Origin of the sequence: Synechococcus sp. H70.2 (assembly GCF_047462275.1) — a bacterium.
Lineage (GTDB): Bacteria > Cyanobacteriota > Cyanobacteriia > Thermostichales > Thermostichaceae > Thermostichus.
This window is the reverse complement of record NZ_JANSIU010000001.1, coordinates 59375-85547: the sequence shown is the minus strand read 5'-3', so window position 1 is coordinate 85547 and position 26173 is coordinate 59375. Positions and strand designations below refer to the sequence as shown.

24 protein-coding genes and 1 tRNA gene are annotated in these 26173 nt (G+C 61.2%); 16 read left to right on the top strand and 9 right to left on the bottom strand.

Annotated elements, in window-relative coordinates; translation table 11 throughout:
- Positions 1–196: 196 nt before the first annotated feature.
- Together NW822_RS00395 and NW822_RS00390 are read left to right on the top strand one after the other, a co-directional pair.
- On the top strand, positions 197–1078 hold the full coding sequence (locus NW822_RS00395; protein WP_414403143.1) for a PLP-dependent cysteine synthase family protein: 882 nt from the start codon (positions 197–199) through the stop codon (positions 1076–1078).
- Positions 1079–1152: 74 nt separating this feature from the next.
- A tRNA-Leu gene (locus NW822_RS00390) sits at positions 1153–1233 on the top strand.
- Positions 1234–1307: 74 nt separating this feature from the next.
- Here NW822_RS00390 and NW822_RS00385 read toward each other — a convergent pair.
- The gene (locus tag NW822_RS00385) at positions 1308–1799 is read right to left on the bottom strand and encodes a pentapeptide repeat-containing protein (RefSeq protein ID WP_414403142.1); all 492 of its coding nucleotides are present in this window, start codon (positions 1797–1799) and stop codon (positions 1308–1310) included.
- Between the two features lie 481 nt (positions 1800–2280).
- Between NW822_RS00385 and lptB the strand changes: the two genes are divergently transcribed.
- A complete protein-coding gene (gene lptB, locus NW822_RS00380; protein ID WP_414359543.1) occupies positions 2281–3009 on the top strand; it encodes an LPS export ABC transporter ATP-binding protein in 729 nt (242 codons plus the stop codon).
- A gap of 10 nt (positions 3010–3019) precedes the next feature.
- On the opposite strand, the gene NW822_RS00375 is transcribed toward lptB, so the two are convergent.
- Positions 3020–4471 (bottom strand): pyruvate kinase, encoded by a 1452-nt coding sequence (locus tag NW822_RS00375; protein WP_414403141.1) that lies wholly within the window; start codon positions 4469–4471, stop codon positions 3020–3022.
- Positions 4472–4716: 245 nt separating this feature from the next.
- Between NW822_RS00375 and NW822_RS00370 the strand changes: the two genes are divergently transcribed.
- A complete protein-coding gene (locus NW822_RS00370; RefSeq protein ID WP_414403140.1) occupies positions 4717–5838 on the top strand; it encodes an LptF/LptG family permease in 1122 nt (373 codons plus the stop codon).
- A 5-nt stretch (positions 5839–5843) separates the two neighbouring features.
- Here the strand turns inward: NW822_RS00370 and NW822_RS00365 are convergent, their stop codons facing one another.
- Together NW822_RS00365 and NW822_RS00360 are read right to left on the bottom strand one after the other, a co-directional pair.
- The gene (locus NW822_RS00365) at positions 5844–6857 is read right to left on the bottom strand and encodes a phosphate ABC transporter substrate-binding protein (protein ID WP_414403139.1); all 1014 of its coding nucleotides are present in this window, start codon (positions 6855–6857) and stop codon (positions 5844–5846) included.
- A gap of 75 nt (positions 6858–6932) precedes the next feature.
- Complete coding sequence (locus NW822_RS00360; protein WP_414359550.1) at positions 6933–8984, bottom strand: ribonuclease catalytic domain-containing protein; 2052 nt, start codon at positions 8982–8984, stop codon at positions 6933–6935.
- 294 nt (positions 8985–9278) lie between these two features.
- On the opposite strand from NW822_RS00360, the gene NW822_RS00355 reads away from it, so the two are divergent.
- Together NW822_RS00355 and NW822_RS00350 are read left to right on the top strand one after the other, a co-directional pair.
- Entirely contained in the window at positions 9279–9911 is a 633-nt protein-coding gene (locus NW822_RS00355; protein ID WP_414403138.1) for a response regulator transcription factor, read from the top strand.
- A 126-nt stretch (positions 9912–10037) separates the two neighbouring features.
- Positions 10038–11246 carry a Coenzyme F420 hydrogenase/dehydrogenase, beta subunit C-terminal domain gene (locus tag NW822_RS00350; protein WP_414403137.1) on the top strand — a complete coding sequence of 403 codons (1209 nt, stop codon included), beginning with the start codon at positions 10038–10040 and terminating at the stop codon, positions 11244–11246.
- On the opposite strand, the gene NW822_RS00345 is transcribed toward NW822_RS00350, so the two are convergent.
- The gene (locus NW822_RS00345; RefSeq protein WP_414403136.1) at positions 11243–12442 is read right to left on the bottom strand and encodes an aspartate aminotransferase; all 1200 of its coding nucleotides are present in this window, start codon (positions 12440–12442) and stop codon (positions 11243–11245) included. The two genes, NW822_RS00350 and NW822_RS00345, sit on opposite strands and share 4 nt — an antisense overlap.
- Before the next feature lie 153 nt (positions 12443–12595).
- Between NW822_RS00345 and der the strand changes: the two genes are divergently transcribed.
- Both der and smpB read left to right on the top strand, forming a co-directional pair.
- Entirely contained in the window at positions 12596–13972 is a 1377-nt protein-coding gene (gene der / locus NW822_RS00340; protein WP_414403135.1) for a ribosome biogenesis GTPase Der, read from the top strand.
- Between the two features lie 58 nt (positions 13973–14030).
- Positions 14031–14495 (top strand): SsrA-binding protein SmpB, encoded by a 465-nt coding sequence (gene smpB, locus NW822_RS00335; RefSeq protein ID WP_414403134.1) that lies wholly within the window; start codon positions 14031–14033, stop codon positions 14493–14495.
- A gap of 149 nt (positions 14496–14644) precedes the next feature.
- Here smpB and NW822_RS00330 read toward each other — a convergent pair whose 3' ends face one another.
- The 3 genes from NW822_RS00330 to NW822_RS00320 all read right to left on the bottom strand — a co-directional run bounded on the left by NW822_RS00330 (position 14645) and on the right by NW822_RS00320 (position 18034).
- On the bottom strand, positions 14645–15247 hold the full coding sequence (locus NW822_RS00330) for a glutathione S-transferase family protein (protein ID WP_414403133.1): 603 nt from the start codon (positions 15245–15247) through the stop codon (positions 14645–14647).
- A gap of 64 nt (positions 15248–15311) precedes the next feature.
- Positions 15312–16337, bottom strand: a complete 1026-nt coding sequence (era, locus tag NW822_RS00325) for a GTPase Era (protein ID WP_414403132.1) — start codon at positions 16335–16337, stop codon at positions 15312–15314.
- 11 nt (positions 16338–16348) lie between these two features.
- Entirely contained in the window at positions 16349–18034 is a 1686-nt protein-coding gene (locus tag NW822_RS00320) for a SpoIID/LytB domain-containing protein (RefSeq protein ID WP_414403131.1), read from the bottom strand.
- Between the two features lie 63 nt (positions 18035–18097).
- Between NW822_RS00320 and NW822_RS00315 the strand changes: the two genes are divergently transcribed.
- The 4 genes from NW822_RS00315 to NW822_RS00300 all read left to right on the top strand — a co-directional run bounded on the left by NW822_RS00315 (position 18098) and on the right by NW822_RS00300 (position 21885).
- A complete protein-coding gene (locus NW822_RS00315) occupies positions 18098–18493 on the top strand; it encodes a DUF1818 family protein (protein ID WP_414403130.1) in 396 nt (131 codons plus the stop codon).
- Positions 18494–18554: 61 nt separating this feature from the next.
- Positions 18555–19304 carry an ATP phosphoribosyltransferase gene (gene hisG / locus NW822_RS00310; protein ID WP_414359566.1) on the top strand — a complete coding sequence of 250 codons (750 nt, stop codon included), beginning with the start codon at positions 18555–18557 and terminating at the stop codon, positions 19302–19304.
- Positions 19305–19723: 419 nt separating this feature from the next.
- Positions 19724–20518, top strand: coding sequence for a photosystem II manganese-stabilizing polypeptide (locus NW822_RS00305; protein WP_414403129.1), 795 nt, complete (start codon positions 19724–19726; stop codon positions 20516–20518).
- 161 nt (positions 20519–20679) lie between these two features.
- Entirely contained in the window at positions 20680–21885 is a 1206-nt protein-coding gene (locus tag NW822_RS00300; protein ID WP_414403128.1) for an NAD(P)/FAD-dependent oxidoreductase, read from the top strand.
- 25 nt (positions 21886–21910) lie between these two features.
- Here the strand turns inward: NW822_RS00300 and dnaG are convergent, their stop codons facing one another.
- On the bottom strand, positions 21911–23818 hold the full coding sequence (gene dnaG, locus NW822_RS00295) for a DNA primase (RefSeq protein WP_414403127.1): 1908 nt from the start codon (positions 23816–23818) through the stop codon (positions 21911–21913).
- Between the two features lie 198 nt (positions 23819–24016).
- On the opposite strand from dnaG, the gene NW822_RS00290 reads away from it, so the two are divergent.
- From NW822_RS00290 to NW822_RS00275, 4 genes are all read left to right on the top strand, one after another.
- Positions 24017–24298 (top strand): c-type cytochrome, encoded by a 282-nt coding sequence (locus NW822_RS00290; RefSeq protein WP_414359572.1) that lies wholly within the window; start codon positions 24017–24019, stop codon positions 24296–24298.
- Positions 24298–24618, top strand: a complete 321-nt coding sequence (locus NW822_RS00285) for a hypothetical protein (RefSeq protein WP_414359573.1) — start codon at positions 24298–24300, stop codon at positions 24616–24618. Before NW822_RS00290 ends, NW822_RS00285 begins: the two co-directional genes overlap by 1 nt.
- A gap of 62 nt (positions 24619–24680) precedes the next feature.
- Complete coding sequence (locus NW822_RS00280) at positions 24681–25250, top strand: YcnI family protein (protein ID WP_414359575.1); 570 nt, start codon at positions 24681–24683, stop codon at positions 25248–25250.
- Positions 25237–26173 (top strand): copper resistance protein CopC (locus NW822_RS00275; RefSeq protein ID WP_414403126.1); only part of this gene is annotated, 937 nt, incomplete at its 3' end. The genes NW822_RS00280 and NW822_RS00275, both read left to right, overlap by 14 nt.

The following is a 26173-nucleotide window of genomic DNA, read 5'->3' as shown; positions in this document are numbered from 1 at the left end:
AGAACGCTCGCTTCCCTACCCCCATCTTAGCTAGAGGAAGCGGGGAAGCCCAGAAGAGGCCAGAACTGGTAAACCCCGGGATAAGATGAGCAATGGTTATCCAGTCCAGTGCTCGTCTAGCGAGGGATCCCGCTTGTACCCGAGTGCGTTTTCTTCTCGCCCCTTGCCCCCTGCAGTGGAGAGCCCCATTGAGTTGGTGGGACGCACACCGCTTATTCGCCTGCGACGGGTTACTGCTGATCTGCCGCCAGCGGTACGAGTTTATGGCAAAGCAGAGTGGTACAACCCCGGGGGCTCGGTCAAGGATCGCCCGGCCCTGAACATGATTCGGGCTGGCGAACGCGAGGGCAAGCTGAGGCCTGGCAAGATCATTCTGGATGCCACCAGCGGCAACACGGGCATCGCCTATGCCTGGATAGGGGCAGCTTTGGGGTACAAGGTGAAGCTGGCCCTACCGGCCAACGCCAGCCCAGAGCGCAAGAAGATCCTCGCTGCCTACGGCGTGGACTTAGTGCTCACGGATCCAGCCCTTGGCTCCGATGGGGCCATCGAGAAAGCTCGTGCTCTCTATGCCGAAAACCCCGATCTCTACTTCTATCCCGACCAGTACAGCAACCCCGCCAACTGGCAGGCCCACTACGAGACCACAGGGGTGGAGATCTGGGAGCAAACCCAGGGACAGGTCACCCACTTTGTAACCGGGCTAGGCACCAGCGGCACCTGCATGGGGGTAGGGCGGCGCCTGCGGGAGTACCGCTCTGATATCCAGATCATTGCCATGCAGCCCGACTCCCCCTTCCACGGCCTTGAAGGCCTCAAGCACATGGCGACTGCTCTCAAGCCAGAGATTTATGATCCCAGCTTGCCGGACCGGCACCTCGAGGTTTCCACTGAAGCTGCCCAGAAGATGGTAAAGCGCCTAGCCTTGGAGGAGGGGCTACTAGTAGGCATCTCTTCTGGTGCCAATGTGGTGGCTGCCCTTGAGGTGGCGCGCCAACTTTCAAGTGGGGTTGTGGTCACCATTTTCTGCGATGGGGCCGACAAGTACCTCTCAGAGCGGTTTTGGACGGAGGATTAGTGCCTTGCTGTCCAGTTGCCGGCCCCTTAACACCCCAGCCTTTTTGCTGCTAGGATAGTGGGAGTCAAGCTAGCGCGGATGTGGCGGAATTGGTATACGCGCACGTTTGAGGGGCGTGTGGCTTTGCCATGCGAGTTCGAGTCTCGCCATCCGCAGTATATCCTCGCCTCTAACTGCTCCTTCTCCTTGAGAGGGAAAACAGGCAGTGGAGCTATCTTGGCTTTTTGCGCTACTCGTGGATGGCGTCCTGCAGGCGGGCGCCCCAGGTGCGGGCAAAGCGCAGGTCAGCTCCAGCCAGATTGGCATTGCGCAGATCGGCCCCGCGCAAGTCGGCGCCGTAGAGGGAGGCGAAGGAGAGATTGGCCCCCCGCAAATCTGCACCCCGCAAGTCCGCTCCCTCCAGGTAGGCACCGCTGAGGTTGGCGCCAGGCAACTGGGCTCGCCGCAAGTTGGCTCCCACCAGATAAGCACCGCTAAGATTAGCGCCTGTCAGGATGGTGCGCTCTAGATTGGCCTCGATGAGGTCGGCGCCCTGGAGGTTGGCTTCCGCCAGATCCAGGTGGCTCAGCTCAAGGGATCCTAGGCGGCAGTTAGGGCAGGCTTTGGAGGCCAGTAGGTAGCGTAGGAAGCAGGCGTTAGGAGGTGTGGCAGCGGCAGCGGAAGCGACAGCAGCCGTGGTCAGCAGCGCCAAAGCGGCGGAAGCTTTGAGATGGAGATTCATGGTAACCAGGCCTCATCTCGAGGAGTGACGAAGACAATCCAGCGGAGCGGGGTTGTCCTGCGTTGGTCCCATGATAGTGGTATCTGCTGGCTTCGGCCACTCTCTCAAATGGGGGAAAGCGATCCACAGCCAGCGGTTGATTGCCCCAGTCCCAGCAAAACTGAATTCCAGGGGATTGCCAGCCAAGGAGGAGGGTTCGGCTTGCCTTTCCTCGAGCTGAGCCGGGCGACAGGCAAGCTTTCCCAGGAGGGGAGAGGACGGCAACGCAGGGAGCAACCGCAGCGGCGACAGCGACAATCGGAGTCGAGGTTGCTGGATACCGAGCCTCCCCTTTGGAGGCAGCGCGTGCAGCTACGGCAGGCGGCGAGGATCTCCCAGTTCCCATGCAGGTCTGGAGCAGCCTGGGGAGAAAAGGGAGAAGCCTCTATGGAACTAGCCCTCCAGGATCAGTCAACATTGAACAGCAACCCTGTGCTGGTCTATGCAGATTCGACTGGAAAACATCTGTAAGCGCTATGGCCGCCGCGAGGTGGTCAAGGATGTCAACTTGAGCCTTGAGCAAGGAGAAATTGTTGGGTTGCTGGGGCCCAATGGAGCGGGGAAAACCACCACCTTTTACATCATGACCGGCTTGATCCAGCCCAACCGAGGCCATGTCTGGCTGGATGACCAAGATATTACCCATCTGCCAATGCATCGCCGCGCCCGCCTGGGGATTGGCTACCTGGCCCAGGAACCCAGCATCTTCCGCCGCCTCAGCATCCAAGACAACCTACTGCTGATTATGGAGCAGACGGGGGTGCCCCGCCGCCTCTGGCAGCAGCGCCTCAACCACCTGCTAGAGGAGTTCCGCATTGCCCATGTGGCCCACAGTTTGGGCTTGCAGGTGTCGGGGGGAGAACGGCGCCGCGCCGAAATTGCCCGCGCTCTGGCTGCCGGGATCCACGGGCCAAAATTCCTGCTGCTGGATGAGCCCTTCGCAGGGGTGGATCCCATTGCGGTGGCAGATATCCAGGAGGTGGTGGCCAAGCTCAAGCAGCGGGGCATCGGTGTTTTGATTACTGACCACAACGTGCGGGAGACGCTGGAGATCACCGACCGGGCCTATATTCTCAACGAGGGTGCCATCCTGGCCAAGGGTACACCAGCGGAGCTGGCGGCGGATCCCTTGGTGCGCAAGTATTACCTGGGGGAGAAGTTCCGCCTCTAATGAGCTTCCTCTACTGCCAGGAATACAAAGCCCGCAGGCGTTGGCTTTTCTTGTGCTGGTGGGCCTGCATGCGGGCCAGCAGCTCATCCAGAAGGGCAACCGCCTCCAGCAGGTAGGGACCTTTGTTGAGCATGACGCATTCGGCGCGGGCAGACATCACCGCATCGGAAAGCTCAGGCCGGGAGGGCAAGCCCTTTTTGGTGAGCTGATCCAGCACCTGCGTAGCCCACACCACGGGCACATGGGCGGCCTCACAGATCCACAGCAGTTCCTCCTGGATCTCCCCCAAGCGCAGCCAGCCCATCTCCACGGCCAGATCTCCCCGGGCAATCATCACCCCCAGCGGCCTATTAGCAGCCGCCGCGATGAGAGCCGGCAGGTTTTTCACCGCTTGTCGGGTCTCGATTTTCAGGATTAACCCCAAGTCAGGCCGAGCCTGGCGCCGCTCCAGCTCAGCAAACAGCACCTGCAAATCCGCCGGCTGCTGGACAAAGGAATAGCCCACTAGGTCGGCATACTGCACCACAAAGTCCAGGTCTTGGCGGTCTTTCTCGGTCAGGGGCTGGATTGGGAGTTGGCTGTCGGGAAAGTTGAGGCCTTTTTCGGCTCGCAACTTCTTGCCCTGGGGAGCAACTTTGTCCACCTCCAGCACCACGCCCGCCGGCTCGATCCCCACGACGCGGGCGCCAATCTTGCCGTCGTCGATCCAAACAGTTGCTCCCACCTGCAGGTTTGCCAAAACCTCCGGCAGGGTGCAAGCCACCTGGCAGGAGATGTCAGAGTTAACTGGCGGCATGGCTGCCGTGAGCAGGATGCGATCCCCGCAGTACACCTTGGCTTTGCCGGGGGGCATGGCCACCGGGCCAGTGCGGATCTTGGGGCCGGCCAGGTCGAACAAAATCTTGCAGCGCCGTTGGGTCTGGGCTTCGGCCCAGCGCAGGTGGGCCACCATTTTCTCCCACCCTGAGGGCTCGTCGTGGGCGCAGTTGATTCGTGCTACGTCCATGCCCCGCTGCAACAGTTGCAGCAGCAGCTCTGGCTGCTCGGCAGCTTCGCTGGGCAGGGTTACCATGATGCGGGCGCGGCGGTGGGGCGAGGGAGGGCCAAAGAGAACCGCAGTGTGCTGCTCCAGCGCCATGTCTCCAGCGTAAAACTCTTCGTAGCTGGGCCCCTTGTGGCTTAGGCCCTGCGTGGCTGCCAAAATAGCAATCACCGCATCCAGGTTTTCCAAAACCCGCGATTCGCATCGCCCCAGCGAGGACAGCCCCACAGCAGCCAGCTCTAATTGCAGGTTGCGCAGATCGTGTTGGCGCAGCGCTAGGTAGCGCGCCAGGTTGCAAATGGCTGGAGGAGGATCCGCAGAACAGCCCCAAGCGGCCAGGTAGGTCTGGGATCCCTCGACCACTTGCCGGCGCAGCTCCAGGAGCCGCTCTAGCAAAGCCTTAAGGGAAGAGGAAGCCATACGGAAGGTACCTCAAGGCCGAAGCTTAGTCGGAGCCCAATTATAGGCGGATTGGGTTGAGAAAGAGAGGCAATTTTGTTGCTTAGGGTTCTGGTCTAAAGTCGTTAACAGCCTTCGACTCTCCCGAAGGGCTGGCTGTCCTAGCTACTACTTCCTTGGGCTGCGTGAAACTCTCTTTTCCTCCTACTCCTTGTCCAGTTGAGCAGTCTTGCCCCAGACTCTCCATTGTTTGTGCGGTAGGTCTGATGGATCGCTACCTCATCTCCGAGATGCTCCTGCCCTTTCTCTTTGGGGTGGGGGCGTTTACCACCCTGGTGATGGCAGTGGGATCCCTGTTTGAGCTGGTGCGCCTGGTGGTAGAGGCGGGGCTGTCCCTTTCGGCAGCGTTGCAAGTGTTTGTGTTGCGGGCACCGGGGATCATCGTCCTGACGTTCCCCATGTCCATGTTGCTGGCAACACTGCTGGCCTATGGGCGCCTGTCTGCTGATAACGAGATCACTGCCCTGCGGGCCTGCGGCGTGAGTCTCTACCGTCTGGTGGTGCCTGCTCTCCTCCTCAGCCTCTTGGTGACGACGTTAACGTTTCTCTTCAACGAGCTGGTGGTGCCGGTGAGCAACCGCCAGGCGGCCCTGACTTTAAACCGTGCTTTGAACCGGGATCCGGACTTTCGCCGCGAGAACATTCTTTACCAAGAGTTTGGCGAGATCCTTACGCCCGAGCCGGACGGCAGTTTTTCCCGCCGGCAAGGGCTAACCCGTCAGTTCTATGCCCGCAGCTTCGATGGCCAGCAGATGCGCGGCGTCATTGTCCTCGATTTTTCCAACGAGGCTCTCAGCCAAATTCTCCTGGCGCAACGGGGGCGCTGGGATCCCCAGGAGAACCTCTGGGTGTTTGAAGAGGGCACCACCTACCTCGTTTCGCCCGACGGCACCTACCGCAACATCGCCACCTTTGCTCGGCAGGAGCTGCGTCTGTCGCGGGCGCCGCTGGATCTGGCCCAGGAGGTTCGCAGCCCCGAGGAGATGAACATTCAAGAGCTGCGCCGCTACATCGAAGTCCTCGCCAGCTCGGGGGATCTGCAAAGGGTACGCCGCCTCCAGGTCAACCTTAGCCAAAAGTACGCCATCCCCTTTGCCTGTCTGGCCTTTACCTTAATTGGGGCGCCTCTGGGCCTGCGCCCCCAGCGCACCAGTTCTTCTCTGGGCCTGGGCCTCAGCGTGCTGATTATCTTTGCCTACTACGTGCTGCTGTTTGTCAGCCAGGCGCTGGGGCAGATTGGGACGCTGGGGCCGGAGGTGGCAGCTTGGTTGCCCAACTTCATCTGCTCCGCAGTGGGGCTGGGACTGCTTTACCGAGCCAATCGCTAGGCTAGCTAGCGCAGGGGGATGAACTCGGTGCGGCCAATAATTTGTTGGCCTTGGTCGGAGAGGGCGTAGTTGATGAAGTCAGCCACCACGGGGCTGGTTTTTGGCGGCACCACCAAAAATACGTTGCGAGCCAGCGGGTAGCGGCCACTTTGAATGGCCTCGCGAGTGGGCATTTGGCCATCAATGGGCACCATCCTTACCGTTTGCTGGTTCTGCACCTGATCCACAGTGCTGTAGGTGATGCCATCTTCCCCCAAAGCTCGCAGAAGCGGAGTGGTGACATCTTGGGTGGCGGTGGTGAAGTAGGGCGGGTTGTCGGGGGCAAAGGGCAGCCCCAGCAGCACCAGCTCCTGGAAGACAGTGTAGGTGCCGCTCTGGGGGGCGCGGTTAAGAACACGAATCCGGCGATCCGGCCCCCCCACCTGGCTCCAGTTGGTGATCCGGGCCTGGAAGATATCGGCCAACTGCTGCAGCGTCAGGCCGCCCTTGTAAGGGTTGTTTACCCCCACCGCCACCGCCAGGGCATCTTTGGCCACCGGGATCGCCTGCAAACCCGCCTGCACCTCGCTGGCATTGAGGGGACGAGAGCTGGCAGCAAGCTGGATGCGGCCTTCCATGAGGGCCTTGAGGCCGGCATTAGAGCCATTGGGCTTGCCATCGGGGATCCCGTAGGTAATGGGAATACCAGGGTTGCGCTGGCTGTAGCCCGCCTTCAAGGCCAAGACAAGGCGCACCATGGTGACACTGCCATCCATCTGCAGCACCGCCGGGTTGGGCAGGGAAGTATCCAGGTTAACCGAGCTGGCAGGCAGATTGGGGGCTTGCGCCTGGGGAAGGTTGGGTGCTGTCGGGGCTTGGGGCTGGGCAGCCGGCATCTGGCCGGGGACAGAAGGCACGTTCCCTCGAGTTAGGAAGGAGTCCAATAGGCCGGAGCGATAGGCGTACCAGCCACCACCCCCCAAGAGGGCAATCAAGAAGATGTAGACAATTGGCGGCGGACCGGAAGGCCGCGGGGTCATGGAATTTCTCCTGAAGAACAGGGAGGATCTCCCTCTGTTGTATCAGCTGCTTGCCCCTTTGACGTGAGCAACAGGTCAAGGAACAAAGTCCCTCACCTCCCGTAACTCAATCACATCGGCGCGGGGATCTGCCTGCACGACTTCCAGTTCAATCCAAGTTGCCGGAGGAACCTGGCGTTCTAGGCGCACCGGCACCCGAAAGGCAATCTCCTCCAGCAGAGCCATGACGAGGTTTTCCTCCTCCCGCAGATAGCCCAAGACCAAGGCCCGCCAAATCTGCCCCGGTCGCTGGCGGAGGTACTCGATGCTCCAGTAGCGCTTGGACTTGCGCTCCACTTGAACCGCTTCTGCAGTGCCCGGCTCAATGGCCAGCAACAACTGCTGCACCTCGGCTTCGGTCAAGGGCAAGGGATCCCCCCGCAAAAAAGCCTTGATCTGGTAGTGGGCCACCAGATCCAGGTAGCGGCGAATGGGGGAAGTTACTTGACAGTAGGCATCGAGACCCAGCCCCGTATGTCGCCCCGGTTGGGTGGCCACCTCTGCCCGCGATAGACAGCGCATGATGGCAAAGGATCTCACCGGCCCCTGGGGATACAGATCCAAAACCTCCGGCGGGGGGAGCTCAGGAGCCGGCTGCAGGCGATAGGGCACTGGGATCCCATTTTGGCAAGCAAAGCGAGCGGCCACCTCGCCGGCCAGCACCATCATCTCCGCCACCATCTGCCGCGCCGGCGTATCCTCGATAACGCGCAGGTGGGGGGTCTCGTCAATGACCTTAATGTCCTGCTCCGGCAGGCCGATCTGGATGGCCCCTTGAGCCATCCGCCAGGCGTAGCGCCACTGGGCTGCCCGCGCAATGGCCGTCAATTGGGCCTCTGCCCCCAACTCCAGCATCTCGTCGGCATCGTCGTAGGTGAGGCGGTAGTTGACCTGGATTTGGCTAAGGCAGATCTCGTAGTTGCGCACGGCACCGTCGCATCCCAGCCAGATGCCGAAGCTGAGGGCAGGCCGCACCTCCCCCTGCACCAAGCTCATTAGGCCGGTGGACAGCTCCGGTGGAAACATCGGGATCACCCGCTCGGGCAAATAGACACTGGTACCCCGCCGGCGGGCCTCTAGATCCAGAGGATCCCCCCACTGCACCCAGCAACTGGGATCGGCAATGTGGATCCAGAGCTTGATCTCCTCCTCCGACCAAAACTCAACACTGAGGGCATCGTCGATATCGCGGGTGCTGGCGTCGTCAATGGTGTAGGTGTGGAGATGGGTGAGATCCCGCCGCAGATGGGGATCCAGGAAGGGAGGAGGGCCGCCCAGCAAAGTTTGGGTGTAGCGCTCCACCTCCTTAGGAAACTGGGTGGGGATCCCGGTGAGGCGCAAGGCCAGGTTCTCGTGGCGGCTCCACAGGCCCAAAGCCACCAAAGCCTCAAAAGCCCCCTGCGGCGTGTCGGGGAATCCCAGTAGCCGCAGCAGGTGGGAGGCCCGCTCGCGATCCGAGGGGGTAAGGTTGTGGGAAAGATCCTCATAGTTGCGAATGCTAGCTGCCGCTCCCTGCAGCGCTAGGCGCTCCAGCAGCTCCAGACGAGCTCGTTCCGCTGGGGTCCAAGTGTACTTTTGCCCAGGCTGGGCCACCGCTGCCCTTAGGCGGGCCTCAAACTCGGCCTGCTCCTGCTGCCGCTGCTGGGTAACAGCAATTTGGTGGAGGATTTCCTTCACCTGCGCCGGCGGGCGCGGCTCGTAGCCCTCCCCCTTTGCCTTGAAGTAGATGTAATCCTCGCTCAAGAGGCGGTAGGCAGCATAGGTGGAGACTGGGGAATCGTCAGAAAACAACAGCTGCGCCATCTCCGACAGGCTCAGGGGCCGGCGCTCCTCCTGAACCAATTCCCAAGCCAGAGCCAAGCTTTCGGGATCCAGCTTGGCCTGTACCGCCTGCCAGAAGCTGGGGATATCGGAAACCGTAAAGCTGGAATTGCCGTTGAGGGCAAACGTAATTTGGCGGGGGTGAACGCTATAAACCTGCCCTGAGGGCACCTCCAGGAGGAGATTCTTTTTGCCTTCTGTGCCCTGAACTACCGCCAATAGCCGCTCGTTATTGTGGCGGAACTCTACCAGCGTACCCTTTTCCACCCTCTCTACCCATCATGCTTGCTGCTGTCAACATTCTCTCCCAGCTCCCTCTCCCCTGGCCATGGGAAAAACCCGCCACGCAACTTTGAACAAAGCAGCTCCTCCCAGTTATTGCGGGATCGTTAGAGTGGGCTGCTGTTTGCGTATTGCCTGTGATATTTCTAAGGAAAGCTACCAAGCCAGTGAGGACCAGCAGCAGCAAGGTAGAGCCTTGACCGGAGATTGGCGGTCTCCCCATCCCCGGAAATTTATCTAGCTAGTCCCCTAGGCTTGTTGGCAACGACGAGGTTAGCCGTGAACAGCCCAAAGCGCCTACTAATTGTTGATGATGATCCCAATCTCATCCTCCTGGTGAAGGATTACCTGGAGTTTAGGGGCTACGAGGTGGTGGCAGCCAGCAATGGACGGGAAGCGCTGGAAATAATGCGCCACTGGACTCCGGATCTCATTGTCTGCGATGTGATGATGCCGGAGATGGATGGCTACACCTTTGTCCAGACCATTCGCTCTGATAGCACCACGGATTGGATCCCGGTCATTTTTCTGTCGGCGCGCGGGCAAACGACCGATCGGGTGCGCGGGCTCAATACGGGGGCAGACGCCTACCTGGTCAAACCCTTTGAAGCGGAAGAGCTGGTGGCCCAGGTGGAAGCCGTCCTCAAACACACGGAGCGCCTGTTGCAAATGCGAAGTGTCGGCATTCAGCCGGTCATCAAGCTGGATCGGGAAATTGAGCTGACCCCCACGGAAACCAAGGTGCTCCAGTATGTGGCTAGAGGGATGTCCAACCGCGAGATTGCCGAGGTGATGGGGGTGAGCCAGCGCACCGTCGAAAGCCATGTCAGCAACATGCTGGCCAAAACTGGCCTGCACAACCGCACCGAGCTGGCCCGCTGGGCCCTCGAAAGTGGTTTGGGCAGGGGCTGAGGGGCTACCGAGAGGACTTCTCTGCTGTCCGGGGCAACTTTTCTGCCCTTGTCTGTCGTTTTGGCAGCAAACTAATAAAGTGAGGTAACCGGTCAGGGTGCCTCTGTCCACTACGATCTAGACCCCATGGGATCCCGTTTCCCGCGTCCGGCCCGACCCATCCGCTCCGGCCACTATCCGGCCAAAGAGCTGTGCAGCCAGTGCGGCCTCTGCGATACCCGCTATGTCGCCTACGTCAAAGAAGCCTGTGCCTTCTTAAACCAGCAGTTTACCCGCCTGGAAGAGCAAACCCACGGGCAATCCCGCGAGTCGCTGCGCTCGGAGTCGACTGCCGTTAGCGACAGCGACTACTTTGGCGTCTATGAGGCAATGTACACGGCCCGCAGGCGGGATCCAATCCCGGGTGCCCAGTGGACGGGCATCGTCAGCAGCATCGGCATGAAGGCCCTCAGCAGCGGCCTAGTAGAAGGGGTGGTGTGCGTGCAGGCGGATCCCCAGGATCGCTTTCAGCCGCGGCCTGTCTTGGCGCGTACTCCGGAGGCGGTCTTGGCGGCGCGGGTTAACAAGCCAACCCTATCCCCCAATCTCTCCGTCCTGGAGCAGGTGGAGCAAAGTGGTCTCAAGCGCCTCTTGGTTATCGGGGTGGGCTGTCAGATCCAGGCTTTGCGGGCGGTGGAGAAAAAGCTGGGCCTAGAGAGGCTTTACGTGCTGGGCACGCCCTGTGTGGACAATGTCAGCCGCGCCGGCCTGCAGAAGTTTTTGGAAACCACCAGCCGCTCCCCGCAAACGGTGGTGCACTACGAGTTCATGCAGGACTTCCACATCCACTTCAAACACGAAGACGGCTCGGTGGAAAAGGTGCCTTTTTTCGGCCTCAAAACCAAGGAACTAAAAGATGTGTTTGCCCCCTCTTGCCTTACCTGTTTCGACTACGTCAACGGCCTGGCAGATCTGGTGGTGGGCTACATGGGATCCCCCTTTGGCTGGCAGTGGCTGCTGGTGCGCAACTGGCGCGGGCGGGAGCTCTTGGATCTGGTTTGGGAAGAGCTGGAAACCCAACCGGTGATCTCGCAGGGATCCCGGCGGGCAGCAGTGCAGCAGGGGATCCAAGCCTACGAGCAAGCCCTGAGCTTGCCCATGTGGCTGGCTCGGATCCTGGGGGCAGCAATCCAGCGCTTTGGGCCCCGTGGCCTGGAATATGCCCGCTTTTCCATTGATTCCCACTTTGTCCGCAACTATCTCTACCTGCGCCGCCACTACCCCCACAAGCTGGAGCAGCATGTCCCTCCCTTTGCCCGGCGCATTGTAGAGCAGTACCAACTCCCCTCTCCCTAGCTGGAGGTGAGGTAGCGGATCCCGGCTTCCGCCCAGCGGTCGATGGCCTGGCCCAAGCGCTGGCAATCGGCAATCAGGCTAATTCGCACATAGCCTTCCCCCCCTTCCCCAAAGGCGCTGCCAGGGGTTACGACCACGCCCGTAGATTCCAGCACCCGCAGGGCAAACTCCGTCGATCCCTCGGGAGTGCCATCGGCAGTGCGGGGGGTCGGGATCCAGAGGTACATTGTTGCCCGCGGCGGCTCAATCTGCCAGCCCAGCTCCGCCAGGCGGCCAATGAGATAGTCGCGCCGGCGGCGGTAGCGCTCCTGCACCTGCTGTAGGTAGCTCTCTGGCAGGGCCAAAGCCGTCTCGGCCGCCTTTTGCAGTGCGCCAAAAATGCCGTAGTCGAGGTTGGTTTTCAGGGTGCGCAGGCTCTGGATGATCTGGCGGTTGCCCACCACAAAGCCTACCCGCCAGCCAGCCATGTTGTAGGTCTTGGAGAGGGTGTGGAACTCCACGGCCAAGTCCTTGGCGCCAGGGATCTGCAGCAGGCTGGTGGGCCGATAGCCGTCAAAGGCCAGCTCCGCGTAGCACAGGTCGTGCACCAGAATGAGCTCATAGCGGTGGGCAAAGGCCACCACTTCTTCAAAAAACGAGCGGGGCGCCACCGCCGCCGTTGGGTTGTTGGGGTAGTTGAAGTAAAGCACCCGCGCCTGCTTGGCCACCTCCGGCGGGATCTCCTGCAGGTCAATGAGCCACCCCTTTTCGGGGCGCAGCAGCAGCGGGTAGATCTGCCCGCCGGCAATCATGGGGCCGCGAAAATGGGCCGGGTAGGCGGGGCTGGGCACCAGCACCAGATCCCCCGGATCCACATAGGCCAAGGCCAGGTGGGTCAGGCCCTCTTTGGATCCCAAAAGAGGCAGCACCTCTCCATTGGGATCCAGCTCCACTCCATAGCGGCGCCAGTACCACTCAGCAATTGCCTGGCGGAAGCTGGCCGTGCCCTCAAAGGGAGGGTAGCCGTGGTGGACAGGATCGGCAATGGCCGCCTGGGCCGCCTCCACCACCGGCTGGGGAGTGGGGCCATCGGGGTTGCCCATGCCCAGATCGATCAAATCCAACCCCTGCTGGCGGGCGCGGGCCTTCAGCTCATCCAGACGGGCAAAGACATAGGCAGGCAGCTTGCGTAGGCGTTGGGCGGGGGCAAGGTTCATAAAACCAGTCCAGAGGGGGCTGACTTGGGGTTAACTGCACAGCTTATCGCCAGAGCTGCTCCCAAGGCAATGCAGAGCAGAGCTAGCCTTGGGCAGCAAGAAAACCAACGGCTAGGATGGAGATCGAGCTTTGGCCTTTTGGCGATTGGAGTCGTGCCCCTACCTGTAGTTGCCGTTGTGGGTCGCCCCAACGTGGGCAAATCCAGTCTCGTCAACCGCCTGGCAGGGACGCGGGCGGCCATTATCCACGACGAGCCCGGCATAACGCGGGATCGCCTCTACCAAGAGGTGGAGTGGAATGGGCGCCGCCTGCGGGTGGTGGACACAGGCGGGCTGGTTTTTGGCGACGACAGTGAGTTTCTGCCCCACATCCGCCAGCAGGCCATGCTGGCAATGGCCGAGGCCCATGCCGTCATCTTCGTGGTGGATGGCCGCGAGGGGCTAACTCCTGCTGACAAAGAATTGGCCGATTGGCTGCGCAAACAACCCCTGCCGGTGGTGGTGGCTGTCAACAAGTGCGAGTCAGGGCAACTGGGCCTGGCCCAGGCGGCAGCTTTTTGGGAGCTGGGGCTGGGGGAACCGATCCCCTGTTCCGCCATCCACGGCAACGGAGTGGCAGAGGTACTGGAGGCGGTGCTGCCTCATCTGCCGGAAGGAGAGGAAGCTGCCGGTGAAGCAGAGCCCATTGCTGTAGCCATTGTCGGCCGGCCCAATGTGGGTAAGTCCAGCCTGCTCAACCGCCTGGTGGGATCCGAGCGGGCCATCGTCAGCCCCATTGCTGGCACCACCCGCGATGCCATCGACACTCTGGTGGAGTGGGAGGGGCAGAGCTATCGCCTCATCGACACGGCCGGGATCCGCAGGAAAAGCCGGGTGGAATATGGGGTGGAGTTTTTCAGCATCAACCGCGCCTTCAAAGCCATCCGGCGCTCGGATGTGGTGCTGCTGGTCATTGACGCCCTGGAGGGGGTAACCGAGCAGGATCAGCGGCTAGCTGGCCGCATTGAGGAAGAAGGCCGCGCCTGCATCATCGTTGTCAACAAGTGGGACGCGGTGGAAAACAAAGATACTTACACCATTAACGAGTACACCCGCGAGATCCGCGAGCGGCTTTATTTCATTGACTGGGCACCCCTGTTGTTTGTCAGCGCCCTCACGGGGCAGCGCACCCACAAGATCTTTGCCGAGGTCAACACGGCGGTAGCCGCCCATCGCAAACGCATCCCCACCTCTGTGGTTAACGAGGTGCTGCAGGATGCCCTTGCCTGGCAGTCACCCCCCGCCAACCGCCAGGGCAGGCAGGGTAGGATCTACTACGGCACTCAAATAGGGGAGCGGCCCCCTACTTTCCTCCTCTTTGTCAACGATCCCGATCTCTTCAAAGAAAACTACCGCCGCTACCTGGAAAAGCACTTCCGGCAAAACTTGGACTTCACCGGCACTCCCCTCCGCTTTATCTGGCGCGGCAAGTCCGAGCGGCGGGTGGGCCAGGAAGTGCGCAAGCTAGAGGGATCCCTGGCCTCCCCCTAGGACTCCACAGCGGCAAGACAACAGCTTTTTTCTCTTGAGCAAACCGCAAACAAGGCTTATGGCTGTGGATGCCAACGTCAAAACTCTAGTGGAAAACCGCCGCGCCCGCTTTGAGTACGAGATCTTGGAGACCTACGAAGCCGGGCTCCAGCTAACCGGCACAGAGGTGAAATCCATCCGAGCCGGCAAAGCCAATCTCCAGGACGCCTTTGCGCTCTTTCGCGATGGCGAGGCCTGGCTGCACAACCTGCATATTGCCCCCCACGGAACTACCAGCAAGGAACTCAACCACGATCCCACCCGCCGCCGCAAGCTGCTATTGCACCGCCGTGAGATCGACCGCCTGCGGGGCTTGGTGGAGCAGAAGGGCCTGACTGTGGTTCCCCTGCGGCTGGTGCTTAACCGCGGCTGGATCAAGGCCCACCTGGGCGTGGCCCGCGGCAAAAAGCTCCACGACAAGCGGCGAGCCATTAAGGAACGGGAGACGCGGCGGGAAATCCAGCGGGAGCTCAAGGGGCGCTAAGGCCCGCCAACTCCCGGTAGCTCCAAGGGGGTAACCTGCGCTCTCCAATGGCACTGGCGCCCTTGCTGCAGCTTCAGGGAGAGGCTCGGAAGCAAGATCCAACTCGGTCGGCCCCCCAGGGGGAGGTAGGGTCCGCTGCCTAGGGAGTTCTAGGCACCCGGGAGAGGGAAGAAGCGCTCGGTGGCTTGCACCCGCTCACACCAGGCGCGGATGTTGGGGAAGGGTTTGAGGTCGAAGCCACCCTGCTCAGCCACATGGGTGTAGGTAAAAAGGGCCAGATCTGCAATCGTGTAGCGGTTACCCACGAAGAACGCTTTCCCCCGCAGATGGCCTTCCATGATCTCCAAAGCCTCCGTGCCAAGTTTCCGGTTCTGGGCAATCAGCTCGGCGTTGGCCTCGGCTTGTCCAGTCCGCACTAGGAAGCGAGTGGTGGCAATGTAGCGGGCAATGCGGGTCTGTTCAAAAAGGAGCCATTTCAAGATCTCAGCCCGCTCCAGCCGCGTTTGGCCGTAGAGGGGGGTGTCTTCTGCTAGGTAAACCAAGATTGCCGCCGACTCGGCCAAGACCGTGCCATCTTCCAGCTCCAAGGCCGGGATCTGGCCCAGGGGATTCTTGGCCAGGTACTCGGGGCGGCGATTTTCTCCAGTTCTGGAATTGACCTCAACCGTCTCGTAAGGGATCCCCAACTGCCTGAGGAGCAGCTCCACTTTGTAGCAATTGCCGGAGGTGGGGATCCCGTACAGTCGCAGCATGGTCGTCAGCCTCAGCCTATAACTTTACCATCACTATCATCGCCTGCGGGACCCTCTTGCACCCCTAGGACTCCAGCCGATAGCCGAAGTTGCGCAGCAGGTGCTCGGAGCGCCGCCAGTGGGGCTGGACCTTGACAAAGAGCTCCAGGTATACCTTGCCGGCAATGAGCTTTTGAATCTGGAGGCGGGCGGCCTGGCCAATCTGCTTGAGCCTTTCTCCTCCCTTGCCGATGAGGATCCCTTTTTGCGAGTCCCGCTCCACGTAGAGGGTGGCTAGGATACGGGTAACGGTGGGGGTTTCTTCCACCTGGTCAATGGTCACGGCTACCGAGTGGGGCACCTCCTCGCGGGTGTGCAGTAGCACCTGTTCCCGGATAAGCTCCGCCATGATGAATCGCTCTGGTTGATCGGTTACCAGGTTGGGCGGATAGTAATAGGGCCCGGGGGGCAGCAGGTCAACAGTAGCCTGGATGAGGGGCGCCAAACTGCTGGGATCCAACGCCGACACCCAGACGACGGGGGCGTCGGGCCGCAGGGCTTGGTAGCTCTCCTGGTGAGCCTGGCGCCTGGCCGCGTCTTTGGGCAGGAGATCGGCTTTGTTGCAGACAAGGATGCAGGGGGTAGCAGCAGGGATCCGCTCGGCGATAAAAGCATCTCCCCGCCCTGCCGGCACCGAGCCATCCACCACAAAGAGGACGACATCCACGCTCCCAATGGCAGCCTGGGCGTTGTGCACCAAGATCTCCCCCAGGCGGTGGTGGGGCTTGTGGATGCCGGGAGTATCCACCCAGATGATCTGGGCTTGGGGCAAGGTAAGGATCCCGCGCAGGCGGTTGCGGGTGGTCTGAGCCACGGGGGAGGTGATGGCAATCTTCTGGCCCACCAGGGCGTTCATGAGGGTGGACTTGCCCACATTGGGCCGTCCAATGAGCGCTGCAAACCCTGACTTAAACCCTGCTGGGGCAGTCGGGAGGGCAGAGGGCTCCAGCTCCCTCGTTCGAGCTGGCTCCAGCGCTTCTGGGATCCCCTGCCCTGCGAGATCCGGAAGCGGAGAATAGCTGGCATGCTCTTCCTGCTGTTCTGCTGCCATTATTGCGAACCCTATTTCTGGTAGGTGGGCAAGAAGTGCTCCTGGTCATTGTCCAAAGCTAGCAAAGCCTCGGGGAGGGGTAGGGAAAGAGATCCCAGACTGGCCAGGGTCGTGCCGGGGTAGTAGAAAGCGAGGATCTGGGCCGCATTCAACCCCTGCCGGGCCAAGGTGTAGGCGCCGTACTGACTCAGCCCCACCCCATGGCCAAAACCGCCGCCGATAAAGCGGTAGCCCGTCAGCTGCTGGCCCTGGTTGAGGGGCTCGATGCGGAATAGGGTGCTGTAGAGGCGGGGAAAGGCCAGGCGCACCTGATCCTTGCGCAAAACCAGCGAGTAAGGCCCTTGGGGCGTCTGCAAGTCCACCCGCAGCGCCTGCACCCGACCACTGACCGAGCGCTCCAGAACCTGTAGCCTCTGGATGGTGGTCCATTCAGGCAGGGGGATCCCCAGATAGTCTTGGTTAGCCCGCAGTTGGGCGTTTAGCTCAGCCAGGGATTGGGAGAACTCCCAGCGGAAAAGGGGGGATACCCCTGCTTCATTGAAACCCTCCCGCCGCCTCAGAAAGGCCTGCAAGTTGTCTTCTTGCCGCAAGTCAAAGACCAGCTCCGCCTGGGGGGCAATGTCGGCGCGAGGGCGCAAGTAAGGGCGGGGCTCACCGTCCCACACCTCTTCAAAGCCCGCGGAGATGCCGCCATTGGCAGAGGAATAGACGGCATCCACCAGCTCGCCATTGTAGGTAAGTACCAAACCGGTGGTCTGGCGAATGGCCTCGTCAGCCCGCGGGTGGGTTCCCGTCAGCCCCTTGTAAACCTGGCAGTGGGTGTTGGCACAGAGGTGGTAGTCGTCAATCTGAAAGCGGTGCAGGTTCTTGAGGGCGTAGGTGCGCGCCAAGATGGCCTGGGCGGCCATGGCAGCAAAGGGAGCCCCCGGCCCTACCTCATGGGGCACCACCCCCCGCAAATAGGTTTCCAAGGGCACGGCGTTGACCACGGTGTAGCTGCCGTAGGCGTTAGGCTGAATGGTAATCGAGCCAGCATAGTAGCGGTCGTTCACCTGCAGATAGCCGGCATCCGAGGTTACCCGAAGCCGGGTGCGGTGGTAGCGAAAGTAACCATGCACCCAGCTCAGCTGTGGCTGCTGGCGCCGCTGTTGCACCTCCAGCCGCACCTGGGGGATCTCTTTTGCTTGCGCATATTGTTGAATCTGGAGCAGTTGTTGGGGAGTGTAGGCGCGGCTGGCCCACACCTGCCATTCCTGGGGCTGAGCAATCTCAGTGCGGATCCCTAGAGCCTGCCAATAGTTGGCGCTGGCCTCGGCGCTCTCAAAACTTTTGTGACTGCTGAGGATAAGGCGGTAAACGGTTTCTGGATGGGCTAAGGCGCGGTTGACGATCCCAACGGTTACTCGCGGGGTGCGCTGCGTTTGTGTGCTGCCGTCGGCCTGGGGAAATTCCAGCGTCAGCAGCGACCCAGTTGGTGCCGCCAACTCCACCTGATCCTTCTCAGAACGACCAAAGTGCTGCAGGATGCCCACCCGTAAAATCGGGTTCTGCGGGGTAACCACCGTCGCCCAAGTCTTTCCAGGAGGGGCGCCGGCAGCGCGAAACGCCAAAGCCGCCAGCAGCACACCCAAGCCAGAAATGAGCGTACTCTGCAAGGGGGGCCGAGGCTGGGTGGGGGGAGGTTGGTAACTGGGCATGGACGCTTTATGCTGATAACGCACCCCGTTGATTCTACCTGCATCTCTTTGGCCTACCCCTGTATGGATGCTTTTTTCCCCTCTACCCCCCCTCCTCTGCGCAAGGGAGCCGGCTGGCGACTGGGCTGGGATCCGGCGCGATCCCCGTTTGTGGCCCTGGTGGGGGGAGAAACGTGGGCGCTGGAGCTAACTCAAGAAGAGTGGCAAGCTTTTGGGCAGGGGGTGTACTGCCTGCAGCAGGATATGGAAGCCATAGCCTCCCAACTGATGGCAGAAGAGAGCATCACTCTGGAGCGAACTTTCCCCTGGCTAACTTTGATTGCCAGTGGCAGCCCCACTGCCTGGGATCTTTACCTACAGTTGCATCAGGGCCGGCGCGGCGAAGGCTTCTGGCCAGCAGAGGCTGTCCCAGGGCTGTGTCGTGCTCTTGCCCAGTTGCGGGAGCAAGGCAAAGTTTAGATCCAGTAATGGCCCAGGGAATTCGTTAGGATGGTTGCAGTGGGGCAGCGCCAGAACCCTCATGTCGACAGCTTCAGAGCTCAAGCCGGCTCAGCCTCGCGACTGCCGAGATTGCCCTCCAGATGGCCAGCCAATTACCATTGCCCTAGCCAAGGGAGCTTTGCTAGCCGATGCTATCCGCTGTTTGCAGCAGGTAGGGATCGACTTCAGCCGCTTTCTGGATCCGGCCAATCGCCTCTTGCGCATTGAATCCCCCACCCAATTCAAGGGACAGCGCTACGCGGCGCTGCTGGTGCGCAACCAGGACGTGCCAGTGTACGTGGAGTACGGCCAGGCCCAACTGGGGATTGTCGGCTACGATGTCCTGCGGGAGCGCTACGCCGGCAGGAAAGCGGAGGTAGCCCACCTGTTGGATTTAAAGTTTGGCTACTGCCGCATGGCGGTGGCTCTTCCCCAAGACAGCCCCTACACCTCAGCGGCCCAGTTGCCTCCCTATGCCCGGGTAGCTTCCAAGTTTGTCCGCTGCGCCCGCGAGTATTTCGACCGCCTGGACTTGCCGGTGGAGCTCATCTCCCTCTCTGGCTCGGTGGAGCTGGCTCCCCTTGTTGGCATGGCTGATGCCATCGTGGACTTAGTAGCCACCGGACGTACCCTGCGGGAAAATGGCCTGGTGGAACGGGACTGTCTCTTCGAGAGCACAGCCCGCCTGATTGCCCATCCCACCAGCTACCGGGTTAACCAGCAGCCCATTGGCGAGTTGGTGGCTCAGATCCGGGAGCGCTGGCTGGGCTCTGTACTAGCAGTTGGCTAGCCGTGAACTACCCCCTAGGCAGGTGCCTGACGACAAGGCTTTTGTCTCTTCCTCTGCCCCAGTGGATACCGGGCTCCTGTCCCCAGAGCAGACGGGGTATTGACACTCCCCCGACACTAAAGCTGGTGAGCGACTCTTTTCCGCCCCGCCCTTCGGACAGCCCTAGGAAGGCTTGAGGGTTTGCGGGGAAGACAGACCGCCCTTCTGCTCCCTTCTGGAGGTCAGCATCGGGTTGAGGGTTGCAAACCCTACCGACAGAACTCCGTCCCCCTGACGCGAGCAGGCAAGTCAACGGGAGGAAGGAGGAAAGAGCCCCTGTACTCGTAGGGTCAGGGCTGGGAGGATGTCAGGATTGCGTACAATGGGGGCATTGGTTTAATTGCCCCAGCAGATTCAAAACAGGTTTTTCGAGGTTGATTATGCGGTACCGTCCCCTACTCGCCATCCTGTTGGCCCTCTGTCTGAGCGTCTTCGCCTTTCGGGCTGAGGCGGCCAAGGCTCCTCTAACCTACGACCAGATCCGCAACACGGGCAAGGCGGCCATTTGCCCTTCGGTCTCGGACGATGCCCGCGGCCGCATTGAGGTGCCCAAGGGGGGATCCCTAAAGCTAACCGATGTCTGCTTCCAGCCAGTGCAAATTGAGGTGGAAGAAGAAAAACGGAACGGGGAAAAAGAGTTTATCAAGGCCAAAAACATTATGATCTCGGCGGCCACGCTGGGACCGATTAAGGCGGAAGTCACCCCTAAAGACGGCGGGTTGGAGCTCAAAGTGGTGGATGGGATCACTTTTCAGCCGACCACCGGTCAGTTACCCCGCGGCGAGCGGGTGCCCTTTTTGTTTAGCGTGAAAGACTTGGTGGCTACCGCTCCAGGATCCGCCATCGATCCCTCAACGGACTTTGAAGGAGAGTTCTTGGTGCCTGGCTACCGTACCAGCAGCTTCCTCGACTCGCGGGGGCGCGGCTCCAGCACTGGCTACGACACGGCTGTAGGGCTGCAGGCAGCTAAGGAGGACTTTGCTGCCAACCGCAAGGTGGACGAGATCTCCCAGGGGAAAATGTCGCTGCGCATTGCTCGCGTGGATCCCAGCAGCGGAGAAATAGGTGGCTCCTTTGTGAGCATTCAGCAATCTAGCACCGAGCAGGGGGCACTGAAACCTCGCACCGTTCGCGTTCAGGGCCTGTTTTATGCGCGGCTGGCGCAGGAGTCCTAAAAAAGCTTGAGGCAGCTCATACCCGCGAGGCAGGGATCTCTCCCTGCCTATTTGTTCCTGCCAAGGGTGCAGCAGTGGCAGGTCTTGGGGTAGGCACCTTACACCCCTCTCTGCGGGTTGACGCCAGCCAGGAGCTATGGCCTTCGAGGAGCGCAACAGGCATGGCCAACTACGACTGGATCGTCATCGGGGGCGGGATCACAGGGGCGGCCCTAAGCTATGAGTTGACCCGCCAGGGGGGATCCGTTCTTCTAATTGAAAAGGAGGCGCTGCCGCCCAGTGCCACTCGCTACAGCTACGGTGGCCTGGCCCATTGGGCGGGGAAAACCCCCCTCCTCAAAGCCCTGGGGGAGGAAGGGATCCACCGTTACCGCACTCTCTCAGAGGAGCTGGAGGCGGATCTGCAATTTCGCGAGCTGGATCTGCTCCTGCTGATTGCTCCTGGCTACTCCGTGGAAAGCGTGGAGGCGGATCTGGCTGACTGTCGCATCCCACCCCAGCGCATTTCCGTGGAGACGGCCTGTGAGCTGGAGCCCCTCTTGAATCCGGTGGCCCTGGAGGGCGTGCTCTGGGCGCGACATGGCCACATTCATCCCTGGCTGACGACGCTGGCTTTTCAGAAGGCTTTCCAACGCCTGGGGGGATCCCTGCTTTTGCAAACCGTAACCGGCTTGCGGCGGCAGGGGCAGCGGATCACGGGGGTGGAGACCCCTACAGGCTGCTATGGGGCAGCCCAGGTGGTGGTGTGCGCCGGCGGCTGGACGCGGGCTCTGTTGCGCCAGGCCGGGATCTGGGCCCCTATCTACTTCACCCACGCCGAATCCCTTGAGCTGGAGCCTGCAGAGGTGCGGTTGAGAACCATTGTCATGAGTGCGCCCGTGCAGCGCCTGGAGCTGGAGCGGCAAGCCGGCCACCCCGACCGGGATCCCCTCTGGGACAAGCCGGGGCAGGAGATCTGCCCGCCGATTTTGGATGTCGGGATCCTGCAATTTCTAGACGGCAGCCTTCGCCTGGGCCAGATCAGTCGGGTGCTGACGGATCCCCAGGCCGAGGTGGATGCCGCCGCTAGCGAAGCGCAAATCCGCTCCCAAGCAGAGCGCTACTTGCCGGCAGTAGCTCACTTGCCCGGGCGCTGGCGCCACTGCTTAGTGGCCTTTAGCAGCGATCACCACCCTCTGGTGGGATCCCTGCCCGGCTGGGAAGGGCTGCAACTCTTTTCCGGCTTCAGCAACCCCTTGGCCATTGTGCCAGCCTTGGCCCGCCGCTTTGCCCAGCAGGCCTACGGACAGGCCGATGAGTGGCTTCCCAGTCTCTCACCAGCGCGCTTTGCTGGGTTCTCAGCCGCTGCCCCTCTCCCTCAGGGATAGGGGCAAAAGAATCCTCCCTCCTTGCTCAAGACCCCTCCTCAGCCGGCGGTGTCTCCAGCAGGTCTTCCAGGCTCAGTTGGACTTGGCGCTGCAAGGCCCGAATGGCTTGATATTCCTGTTGAATACTGGCCTGGTACTGGGCAGCAAGGGCGGTGTTGCCCTCGGAAAAGGCTTGATCCCAAAGCTGGGTCCAGTAGCGGTAGCGCTTTTGGCGAATCTCCAGCTCCATGTTGGCCAAGGCGGCGCGCACCACCAGCTGGGGGCGCATCAGGGCAATACGGGTTGTTTCATCCAGCCAGAGCAGGTGGCTAAGGCGCTCGTTGAGCTCATCGTCTTGGGCGCAGAGGGTGCGCAAAGCCGTCAGCAGAGCCTCTCCCTGCTCTTCCAGCTCCGGTTGCACTGCCAGTAGCTCCAAGATCCGCTGCCACAACTCCCGGTGGGGACGGAAGCTAAATTGCAGCTCTCGCTCCAGCAAGGTGTGGCGGATCTCGCGGCGGTACTCGGCAAAATGCAAGAAGATCTGCAGAAGGTGGGACTCTGCTTGCAACAGTTTGGATCCCTTGTTGGCAGAAAGTGGCTGGGGTTGAGCCCAGCGGTGCTGGCGTACGGCACGGCGCAGATCCTCTTCCAGGTCGCGGCTAAGGCGGGCGTTGCCGCGGCTAAGCAATTCTGCCACCTTGTGAATGTACAGAGAGCGCCACTGTCCGCCCAAGCCAGCCAACAAGTGCACCAGCGCCTGATAGGCCTGCTGGAAATCGGCAGCTTGGCTGAGATCTCGACCGGCCAGCACCTGCTCAATCTGCCAATCCAGCCATAGGGGAGCCTGAGCCAGCAGGGCCTCCAATTGGGAAGCGGGGTGCTGCCGCAGGAACTCGTCGGCATCTTTCCCAGCGGGGAGGGTGAGGATGCGCAGCTCAATTTCCCCCCGCCGCGCCTGCTCTTCAATGGCTGCGATAGCCCGGTTGGCGGCGTTGAACCCGGCGGGGTCGGCATCGAAGTTGAGAATGAGCCGCTTAGACTGCGTATAGCGCAGCAAGGCCTTGACCTGCTGCGGCGTCAGGGCCGTGCCCATGGCGGCTACAGCATAGGCAATCCCGGCTTGGTGTAGGGCGATGACATCGAAGTAGCCCTCCACTACCAAGACTTGGTCGGCCTTGGCAATGGCGTCGCGGGCAAAGTTAAGGCCGTAGACCACCTGGCTCTTGTTAAAGAGCTCCGTTTCCGGGGAGTTGAGGTACTTGGGCTGCTCCTCTCCCAAGGCTCTGCCGGCAAAGCCAATTACCCGCCCCTGGGGATCAAAAATGGGCAGCATGATGCGGTTGCGAAAGCGGTCGTAGTGGCCAGATCCCTGCTGGCGCGGCACCAGCAAGCCGGCTTCTTCCAGGAGCTTGACCGGCTGGCCCTTCTGGTTAACCAGGTATTCGTAGAGCGACTGCCACCCAGGGGGAGCAAAGCCAATTTGAAACTTTTGCCAAGTCTCTTCGCTTAGGCGCCGGCTGTGCAAATACTCGCGGGCTGCAGCTCCCACCTGGGAGCGGAGAGCATGCCGATAGAAATCGGCAGCCAGGGCCAAAATCTCCAGCAGCTTTTCCCGGTGGGAGAGTTGGCGCTCGTAGTCCTGGGACAGGGATCCCTTTGGCTCCGGCAGGGGCAGGTGGTAGCGCTGGGCCAGGTGGCGCACGGCGTCGGCAAAGGAAAGATGCTCGGTCTGCATGACAAAGCGAATCACATCTCCCCCTGCCCCACAGGCGAAGCACTTGTAGATCTGCTTGCTGGGGCTGACCTGAAAGCTGGGCTTGTGGTCGTTGTGGAAAGGACAGAGGCCGACGAAATTCTTGCCCCGCTTGTGCAGCACCACCTTTTCGGCCACCACCTCGACAATATCGGCCCTTTGGAGCACCAGTTGAATGAACTCGGGGGGCAGACCGCTCATGGTTTGGAGGGATCCGAACCTCAAGGTAGGCGGGGGAAACTCGACAGGCCGTCTTTTGACGGGGCTCAAGGGGCCTGGGATAATGAGCATGCCTTGAAGGCTGGTTTTTGGTCAATGCCTAAGATGAAAATGCAAATTGTCAAGCCTTTTTTTATAGGGCTTTTGTTGGCCATCTCTACCCTCTTTTGGAGTCCACAAGTGGCTTCTGCAGAGCCAGACTTGGCCTTGGGAGCCAAGGTTTTTCAGGCCAAATGTGTGGGCTGTCATCTCAACGGGCGCAACTCTATAGTGCCGGCCAAAAATCTCTCCCTAGCTGCCCTGCACGAGTACCACGTCGATACGCCTGAGCTCATCCAAGCCCAGGTGCGCAACGGCAAAGGGGCCATGCCTGCTTTTGGCAAGCTCCTCAAGCCAGAAGAGATCGAGGCGGTGGCCGCCTACGTTCTGGATCGCGCTGAGCACAACTGGAGCAAGGGCTGATGGGAAAAGAAGGTGCTCAGAACCCCGCCTTACTAACCCAAAGCTTGGCGGAAGGGCAGGGATCCCGCCGCCGGCTCCTGTCAGTTGGCATAGGGGCCCATGGGCTGGTGGCCGTCGGCATCTCCGCCCATGGAGTGGTGGCCATTGGCGTGGTGACCCACGGCATTCTCTCCATTGGCCTGGTAGCCATGGGCGCCCTCTCCTTTGGGCTGGTGTCGATGGGCTTGGCCAGCGCCGGCCTGGTGTCCATGGGCCTCTCCAGTTGGGGTCAGCACAGCATGAGCGTGACCGAATCCCACGGCTCCCATCACCATCCTTAGCTTTTGTTGGCCGGATCCTGCCTAGTTCCCTTTCCACCTAGCGTTGTTAAGGAGTATTTACAATGTTCAGTTGGCACAGTTACCTGGCCTTGGCCAAGAAATCTCTGCTGGCCCTGGGAATGAGCGTTGTGCCCCTTTCTTCTGCTTGGGCCCATGTGACTGTCCATCCCAAAGAGGCCCCGGCGGGCAGCGTTGCCAAGCTCACCTTCCGCGTGCCCCATGGCTGCGATGGCTCCCCAACCATTCGCCTGCGGGTGCAGATCCCGGAAGGGGCCACCTCGGTGAAGCCGATGGTGCACCCCCTCTGGAAAATTGAGACGGTGAAAAAGCCCCTGGATAAGCCCTACGAGTCCCACGGGAAGATGATCACCGAAACAGTGGCCGAGGTGATCTGGAGCGGCGGATCCCTGCCGGATGAGTTCATGGATGAGTTCAGCCTCATCCTCAGGCTGCCGGATCGCCCCGGCGAGACTATCCCCATCCCGGTCATCCAGGAGTGTGAACAAGGCATGTACCGCTGGATCCAGGTGGCGCAGCCGGGGGAGGATCCCAAAAACCTGCCAGAGCCGGCGCCGCTGCTGAAGCTGACGGACAAAGGAGGGACCCACGGCCACGGCCATGGCGCTCGCTAGCCGGGTTGCCGCTGGAATCATGTCTTTTTTGCAAAAAGGGATCCTCTTCTGGATTCGGGTGGGTCTCCTGGGCACCCTGCTGTGGGTGGGCGGGATCCAGCCCGTTTTTGCCCATGCCAGCTTGCTCTCCACCTTTCCCGAAGATGGAGCAATCCTGCAGGAAGCGCCGGCGCGGGTGCGGCTGGTCTTCAATGAACCTGTGCAGCTCACGCAGCTCCAGGTTTTGGACGGCAACGGCCAGGTGCTACCCCTGGAAAACTTGGTTAGCACGGGCAACGCACCGCAGGGGGATTTGCCGGCGGAGATCCCGGAGGGGGTTTACATCGTCAGTTGGCGGGCCATCTCTGCCGATTCCCATCCGGTAAGTGGTTCGTTTGCCTTTCAGGTGGGGACGGCGGATCCGGAGCTGTTGCCAGCGGCAAGGGCAGCCCAAGCGGGGGATCCCTTCTATTGGCCGCTGGTGGGAGTGCGCTGGGGGATCTACCTGGGCAGCCTGTTTGTGGTGGGCGTGCTGGGTGGGTGGCGGCTGCTGCGGGGGCGGTCGGGCGCTGCAGAGGAAATAGAGCTCTCTGCCGAGGCCTGGGCTTTTGCGGCTGCCTGGCTCACCCTCAGCCTGACGCTGGTGGCTTTGAGTTTGCACCTGGCCCAGCTCTACCCCCACTTTGCCGGGCCGGAGCTGCTGAGCGTGCTGGCCTCTCCCTATGGTTGGGGCACGGGGCTGCGGCTGGTGGGGCTGGGGATCCTGATCTGGGCCTGCGAGGGCGGCCCTGGCTGGGCCAGCGGATTGGGGTCGATGGCGGTGATTGGCTCGTTTTTGCCCATCGGCCATGCCCTCACTAGCGAGTATCCAGCAGGGACGATGGCCCTCTTGGGGCTGCATCTAGCCGGCTCGGCTTTTTGGTTGGGGGGGTTGTGGGGGCTGG